The organism is Flavobacterium sp., from assembly GCF_029242675.1.
GTDB lineage: Bacteria > Bacteroidota > Bacteroidia > Flavobacteriales > Flavobacteriaceae > Flavobacterium.
In genome coordinates, this window is sequence record NZ_JAQWTM010000179.1 from 1 (window position 1) to 7876 (window position 7876).

The 7876-nt window shown below is 33.7% G+C and carries 5 protein-coding genes; all 5 read left to right on the forward strand.

Translation table 11 applies throughout. The annotated features are described in order from the left end of the window. Positions 1-1422: gamma-glutamyltransferase (gene ggt, locus P8M54_RS06930; RefSeq protein ID WP_300286595.1), on the forward strand; the 1422-nt coding region annotated here is incomplete at its 5' end. 150 nt (positions 1423-1572) lie between these two features. After that, entirely contained in the window at positions 1573-3357 is a 1785-nt protein-coding gene (locus tag P8M54_RS06935; RefSeq protein ID WP_300286597.1) for a chloride channel protein, read from the forward strand. Positions 3358-3415: 58 nt separating this feature from the next. After that, a complete protein-coding gene (locus tag P8M54_RS06940; protein WP_300286599.1) occupies positions 3416-4369 on the forward strand; it encodes a Fic family protein in 954 nt (317 codons plus the stop codon). Between the two features lie 156 nt (positions 4370-4525). Next, entirely contained in the window at positions 4526-5275 is a 750-nt protein-coding gene (locus P8M54_RS06945) for a LytTR family DNA-binding domain-containing protein (protein ID WP_300286601.1), read from the forward strand. A 49-nt stretch (positions 5276-5324) separates the two neighbouring features. After that, positions 5325-7757 (forward strand): two-component regulator propeller domain-containing protein, encoded by a 2433-nt coding sequence (locus tag P8M54_RS06950; RefSeq protein WP_300286603.1) that lies wholly within the window; start codon positions 5325-5327, stop codon positions 7755-7757. Positions 7758-7876: the final 119 nt, after the last annotated feature.

Genomic DNA, 7876 nt, shown 5'->3' on the forward strand with positions numbered 1-7876 from the left:
GGTGAAGTAGGTACATTAGATTACCGTGAAAAAGCACCATTGGCCGCATCAAAAGATATGTTTTTAGATGCTAAAGGAAATGTAATTCCCGGAAAAAGCACCGAGACCGCTCTAGCAATTGGAGTGCCAGGAACCATCGCAGGAATTTTTGCAGTCCATGAAAAACTAGGATCGTTGCCTATTACCGAAATTTTAGAACCCGTAATTGCATTAGCAGAAAAAGGAGTAATTGTAACGAAGAAACAACAGGAACGATTACACGAGTACCACGAAGTTTTGGTTAAATACAACGGACCTAATTCTGTGCTATCAAAGGAATACAAAGAAAATGAATACATCAAATATCCTGCTTTAGCTGCGACATTAAAACGAATCGCTAAAAACGGTCGTGACGAATTTTACAAAGGAGAAACAGCTAAAAAACTAGTCAACTACCTGCAAAGTAAAGGCGGTATTATTACGCTAGAAGATCTGGCACATTACGAGGCCAAATGGAGAACAGCACTAACGTTTAATTACAAAGATTTAAAAATTATTTCTATGCCACCTCCTAGTAGTGGCGGAATCACTTTAGCGCAAATTCTTAAAATGATTGCTCCTTATGATCTGGCTAAAATGGGTCATAACTCCCCTGAGGCCATCCAAATTATTGTTGAAGCGGAGAGAAGAGCGTATGCCGACCGTAATTTTCACCTTGGCGACCCTGATTTTGTAAAAATGCCAATCAAACAATTAATGGATGACACTTATTTAAAAAACCGTATGGCGACATTCGATTTTAATAAAGCTACTCTTTCATTGGATGTGAAAGCGGGAACAATCAACGACATGGAAAGTATGGAAACAACGCACTATTCTATTGTTGATCAATTTGGTAATGCCGTCTCAGCAACAACCACATTAAATGCAGGTTATGGATCTAAATACTATTGTGACGAATTGGGCTTCATGCTCAATAACGAAATGGATGATTTTAGCGCTAAACCTGGAGTTCCCAATATGTTTGGACTTGTAGGTAATGAAGCCAATAGTATCGCTCCCGGCAAAAGAATGTTGAGTTCAATGACACCTACTATTGTTGAAAAAAGTGGTGCATTGTATATGGTTGTTGGATCACCCGGCGGTTCCACCATTATTACCTCTGTTTTACAAACGATTTTGAATGTTCATGAATTCAATTTGAGTATGCAAGAAGCGGTGAATGCTCCTCGTTTTCATCACCAGTGGTTACCTGATTTAATTACCTTCGAACCTAATGCTTTTAGCTCGGCCACACTTTCGAAATTAAAAAGTAAAAACTATCTCATTAACGAAAAAAATACGCCTGTAATTGGTAAGGTTGATGCTATTTTGGTACTCCCAAATAAAAAACTAGAAGGTGGAGCTGATTTCAGAGGAGATGATACAGCGGCAGGATTTTAACACTATTTCTGCCAATTAGTATTGCTTTTTTCAAACCGAAAAGTTCACTTTGAAGCAGTAAGGTTAAAATTGAAAAGACAAAAAAAGAACCTAGCCAAAATTTTTATCCTCCTTAAAATAGTAGTAATTTAGCCTATTCAAACAAAAAAAATGTTCAAAAAATATCTTTCTAAACTAGAAGCTATCATTGCTTGGTCTCAATCAATACTGACAGAAAAGCAATTCATATTCTTATCCAGTGTTTTAGTTGGTATTACTTCAGCATTTGCCGTTATTGTTTTAAAAACATTTGCGCACTGGGTTTTTTCGTTTGCAACCTACATCAACGGAATTTTAAAATTAAGTTTTATCAATAGTATCTTGCCAATTGCGGGACTATTACTAACTGTGTTTGTGGTGAAACGCTTTCTTGGAGGATCTATTGAAAAAGGAACACCACAAATTTTGTACGCTGTAGCTAAAAAAGCCAGCATCATTCCGAAGAAACAAATGTATGCCCAAATATTTACAAGTTCCCTTACAGTAGGCTTAGGAGGATCAGCAGGTTTAGAAAGCCCTATTGTGGTAACTGGTGCTGCATTTGGATCCAATTATGCTCAAAAATACAAACTCAGTTATAAAGACCGAACTCTTTTAATAGGTTGTGGCGTGGCTGCTGGAATAGCAGCTGCATTTAATGCTCCAATAGCAGGAGTATTGTTTGCCATTGAATTTTTATTGGTAGATGTTAGTATTTCTGCATTTACGCCCATCATGATCGCTGCTGCAACGGGCGCATTGGTATCCGTAATTGCACTTGACGAAACGATTTTACTAAATTTCAAACAACAGCAAGAATTTGATTACCATAAAATTCCTTTTTATGTTTTATTAGGTGTGGCAACTGGTTTTATTTCAATCTACTACACTAGAAATTTCAGAAGAACAGAACATTTTTTTCAAAGACTAAAACTGAATCCGTATAAAAAAGCACTTTTAGGTGCGAGTATCTTAGCGGTACTAATTTTTGTATTTCCAACGCTATTTGGAGAAGGATACGAAAGTATAAAAGTACTTGCTGATAAAAATCCGGGAGAGATTCTAGAAAACACTTTATTTAGTAAATTCAGAGATAATACTTGGGTACTTCTTGCATTTGTAGGTCTCACTATGATGCTTAAAGTCTTTGCCACAGCAATTACACTAGGATCAGGTGGAAACGGAGGAAATTTTGCTCCTTCCCTATTTTTAGGGTCTTATGTAGGGTTTCTATTTTCAAAAGCGATAAATTTTACCGGTCTAACACAACTTCCAGTAAGCAATTTTACCATGGTGGGAATGGCCGGAATACTAAGCGGCTTATTTCACGCACCGTTGACAGCTATTTTCTTAATCGCTGAGATAACCGGAGGCTACAGTTTGATGTTACCACTGATGATCGTTTCCTCGATTAGTTTTGCCATATCTAAACGATTTGAAAAGCACTCGATGGACGTTAAAGATTTGGCACAAAAAGGACATGCTTTTACTAGTAATAAAGACACAAATGTACTTTCGACTCTGGATACCAATTCCATAATACAAACCGATTATTTAACCGTTACTCCTGATGAAAATTTAGAAAAATTGGTTGATTTGATCTCACACTCCAATCAAGTAATTTTTGCAGTTGTTGATAAAGAGCAGCATTTACTTGGAATTGTGCACTTTAACAACATTCGTGAAATCATTTTTAATACTTACCGTGTAAAATATACATTGGTAAAAGACATTATGGCTATTCCTGCCGAAGTTATCTATCCGTTTAATAGTATGGAGACGGTTATGAACAAATTTGAACGATCTAAAATGGCCTTTTTGCCCGTTATAAAAGACGAAAAATATTTTGGTTTTATTTCAAAATCAGTAGCATTAGAGGCGTACCGTTCTAAACTAAAATCAATGATTATTGAATAATTAATATCGGATAGATAAAAATAGAGAGCTATCCGATAATAATCGTATCTTTGTGGCTATGTGGAACATAGATTTAAAATACAGAGAAGAATTTCAAGCAACCTTTGATCGTTTGTACGAAAAAAAGCAAGTACTACATACTAGTAGGCCATTACCTGCTATTGCAATAAATAAAATTAGAGAAAGCCTTTCTATTGAGTGGACCTACAATTCTAACAGTATCGAAGGCAATACATTAAGTCTACGTGAAACTCAAATGGTAATTCAAGAAGGCATAACTGTAAAAGGCAAGTCCCTGAGAGAACATTTTGAAACGCACAACCACGACAAAGCCATCGATTATTTATACAACATTGTTAGTGAAGATTATCGCTTACGGAGCATCGATATCCTTTCGTTGCACGGTTTAGTCTTGCGTTCTATCGAAGATGATTTTGCGGGTCGTATCCGCAACGGAGGAGTACGCATTACAGGAGCTAATTTTACACCGCCTAACGCTAATAAAGTAGCTGATTTACTAGATGAATTGATTGATTTTATCACAGCGAATCCATTAGGGCTCAATGATATCGAGCTTGCAGCCGTTTTCCATCATAAATTGGTTTGGATTCACCCTTTCTTTGATGGTAATGGACGTACGGTTCGGCTAGCTATGAATTTAATTTTAGTGCGCTCCGGTTTTCCGCCAGCGATTATCTTAAAAAATGATCGTAAAAAATATTACGAAGCTTTAAATCAAGCGAATGGAGGTAATTATCAAAAGTTAACGTTGTTGATGTGTCAATCATTAGAACGTACTTTAAATATCTATTTGAATGCACTACCTGATAACGATAAGGATTATATTGAAATTTCAAATTTAGTTCAAGAACCCAATATGCCTTACGGTCAGGAGTACATCAGCTTACTTGCAAGAACCGGTAAAATTGATGCCTATAAAGAAGGGCGCAATTGGCTTACAACTCGGGAGGCCATTGAGAACTATATGAATAATAGAAAACGCAAACGCTAGCTTAACAGTTAGCGTTTTTTTATGCCCTATTTTAACACATAGTTCTAAACTTTTATATCATAAGACTAAATCAAATAATGCGCTTTTGTATTTTTGAACAAAAAATCATACATTTCAACTTTATTTTAATGCTCAAAAACATAAATCTTTCTATCCATGCTAATTAAAGCTATCATTGTTGATGATGATCAAAAATCAAGAGAGTTAATACAAACTTTTTGCGAAGTCTACGGTGAAAACAAATTACAAATTGTGGATTTATGTAATTCTGTCGATACAGCAATTATTTCAATTGAGAAGAGCAAACCTGATTTAGTTTTTTTAGACATTGATATGCCTAAAAAAAATGGTTTCGAATTAATTAATCATTTTGCCGAAATAAATTTTGAAATTGTTTTTGTAACAGGTCATGCCAACCAATTTACAAAAGCGATTGAGATTAGCGCTTTAAATTATTTAATGAAACCCATAAATCCATTAAATATTAAAGCAATTATCGAACGTTTTGAAGACAAGATTCTGTTATCGGACAGCATTAATCGAATAGAAATTTTAAAAAATAATTTAAAAAGCGATAAGAAATCGATTGTTTTTCCAAATAATGATGGTTTTACAGTAGCCGAAATTTCAGAAATCCGGTATTGTGAAACAAGTAATGGCGATGGTAAATGCAAAATCATGCTGAAAAATGAGTCTATAACTGTCTCAAAATCTTTGAGTACTTTATTTCAATTACTTCCACATCATACCTTTCTAAAGGTAAGTGCTAGCGCAATAATAAATAAGAATTTTATAAAATCTCTTGATAGTAAAAAGTTTGTTTTAGTAATGAAAAACGATTACCAAATTAAGGTTTCAGAAAAATTTTACACTAAAACTAGCTTAATGCATGCGCTTGAGAGTTAAATATCCATTTTATCTTCTATTCCTTTTTTGTAGTTGTATCTGGAGCCAAATGAAACCCTGCAAAAACTACACAACTGCTGATGGTTTGCCAAACAACGCAATACGATCACTATATTTAGACAAAAATACTGATTTATGGATCGGTACTGAAAATGGTGTTTCAAAATTAGAGAATGGATCATTTACCAATTTACCTCTTCCGGAAACAATTGCAAACAAAAGCTGTTGGGACATTTCACAAGATGAAAACGGTAACATGTGGTTTGCCAGCTATGGCGGAGGTGTTTACTCATTTAATGGTACAAAATTTACTTTTTACAATAAAAATAATGGTTTACCAGCCGATCGAGTCCGAAAACTTTTATCCTATGAAGGAAAAATGTATGTCGGTACCGAACTTGGAGTTGCTATTATCGACATCAAAACAAATCGAATTATCACTCCAAAGGGAATAAATCCTCACTTTGGCGTATTTATCGTGACAGACTTTTTTGTTTACAATAATCAAATTTATTTCTCAACTTGTAATGAAGGATTGTTTAAAATCTCAACTAATACTAGAACACCAAAAATTGAGTCTGTTTTAGATTATCGTAACGTTATGAGTTTAGGATTTTATAATAATATCCTTTTCAGTGCAAATAAAGGATTTCTTAATTATTATAAAATTGAAGATATCATTGCTCAGAAAACAAAAATACAAACTTTTGGAAAAACTACTGTTTGGGATTTTACTAAAGATAATAAAAATACGATTTATGCCGCAGCTTGGGGCATTTATGATTTAAGCGGAGGTTTGTTTCAAGTAAAAAATAACCAATTACAAAATATTTCAGAGGAATACGGGATAGATTCTAAAAATTTGCTGAGTGTTGTTTGCAACACTAAAAAAAACATTCTTTACGTTGGGTCAAAAGACAAAGGTATTTATGTAGTTCAATTAGATGAAACTATCGATTATAATTCACTTAATGATAAAGCAGTTGTAGATTTTGAAACTTTAGACAGTAAAAAAATTATACTTCATCAAGATGGAATTTCGTTTCTAGATGCTAAAAATTCCATCTCAAAGACGATCACAGCATTTGATTTTAAAAAATTTGAAGTTGCATACATTAACAATTCAAGACAAAAATTACCTTCGCACGCTGATGGATTTTATGAACTAAAATACAATATCGCAGCGCAAGAAATCGAGTTTTATGAAATACTAAAACATCAAAAATCGCTTTGGATTTCTAGCAATATAGGAGTTTTCGAAATGAATTTTGAGGGTGAAATCATAAATTATATCCCTATTCACAGTTATAAAATTGGTTTTACAAGCGATAATAAATTCATAGAAACCATTCCTTATGCAGGTGTTCGGGTATATGATGATGTGCATCATTTAAAAGCCAAACACTTTTCAGAATATGATACAAATACTCCTTTGGATGTTGTAGGTATTTTAAATTCAAATGACAAAACCTATTTGATTTCGGTGTTCCAAGGATTATTTGTGCATCAGAATCAGAAATTCCAATCGCTCCTAAAAGCAAATATCTGGAAAGAAAGCAAACTAAAATTCATCACCAAAAACAAAAAAGGCAATCTAATTATCGCTTCAGAATTTGGTGCTATTGCAGTAATTGATGCTTCCAATTCATTTCGGATACTCCGAACCATTTCAAAAAATCAGATTATAGGGAATACTATAACTTTTCTTGAGAGTTATAAAGATTTCATTTTAATTGGAACTGAAAAAGGAATAAATATCTACCAAAACGGAATTACCCAATTATTCGATAAAGAACAAGGATTAGAAGATGCTGCAATTACTAGTTCCTATATTTCCAACGAGCAATTATACTTGGGAACCAAGAAAGGATTTTACACCATTAATTTGAACAAAATTACAGCTAATAAAAATACCGTTTCAAGTATAGAAATTCGAGCAATAGCTATCAATTCAATACCAATTAGTCCAAACAATTATCGTTGGTTTACATACAATTCTAACGAATTGGTTTGCGATTACCAGCACAACACTATTGCTGTAGATTTTGTACCAAAAGGACATTTATTTCCCAATAAATTAAAATTCAGATACCGCTTAAAAAAGACAAATCGTTGGAGTCCGTACTCTGAAAAGCCTTTTGTTTATTTGTCCTATTTGCCCAATGACACTTATCATTTAGAAATTGAAGTTTTAGATTTGAATGCGGGAAAAACATCGCGTTTTAATATTTTGAAAATCAGAATTCAACCGCCTTTCTGGAAAGCAAGATGGTTTTATGGTTTAGTGGGAGCACTAATGGTTTTAGGTACTGTGCTTATAATTTTACGAATAAAAAAACGAGCAGTTCAAAAAGCCGAAACGGAAAATCGAATTGCTAAAGCAAAACTTGAAACCTTATTGAGCCAAATGAATCCTCATTTTACATTCAACGCTCTAAATACGATTCAGAGTTTTGTTTTTAATAAAGATGCACATAAATAGTCTGTTTACATTAGTTAAGTTGCTAGTTTAATGATTCAAACATTAGATAACTCCGATTCACAAACCATCACGATTGAGGATTAAATAGAGTATTTAAGAACCTAAATTGCAATAGAAAA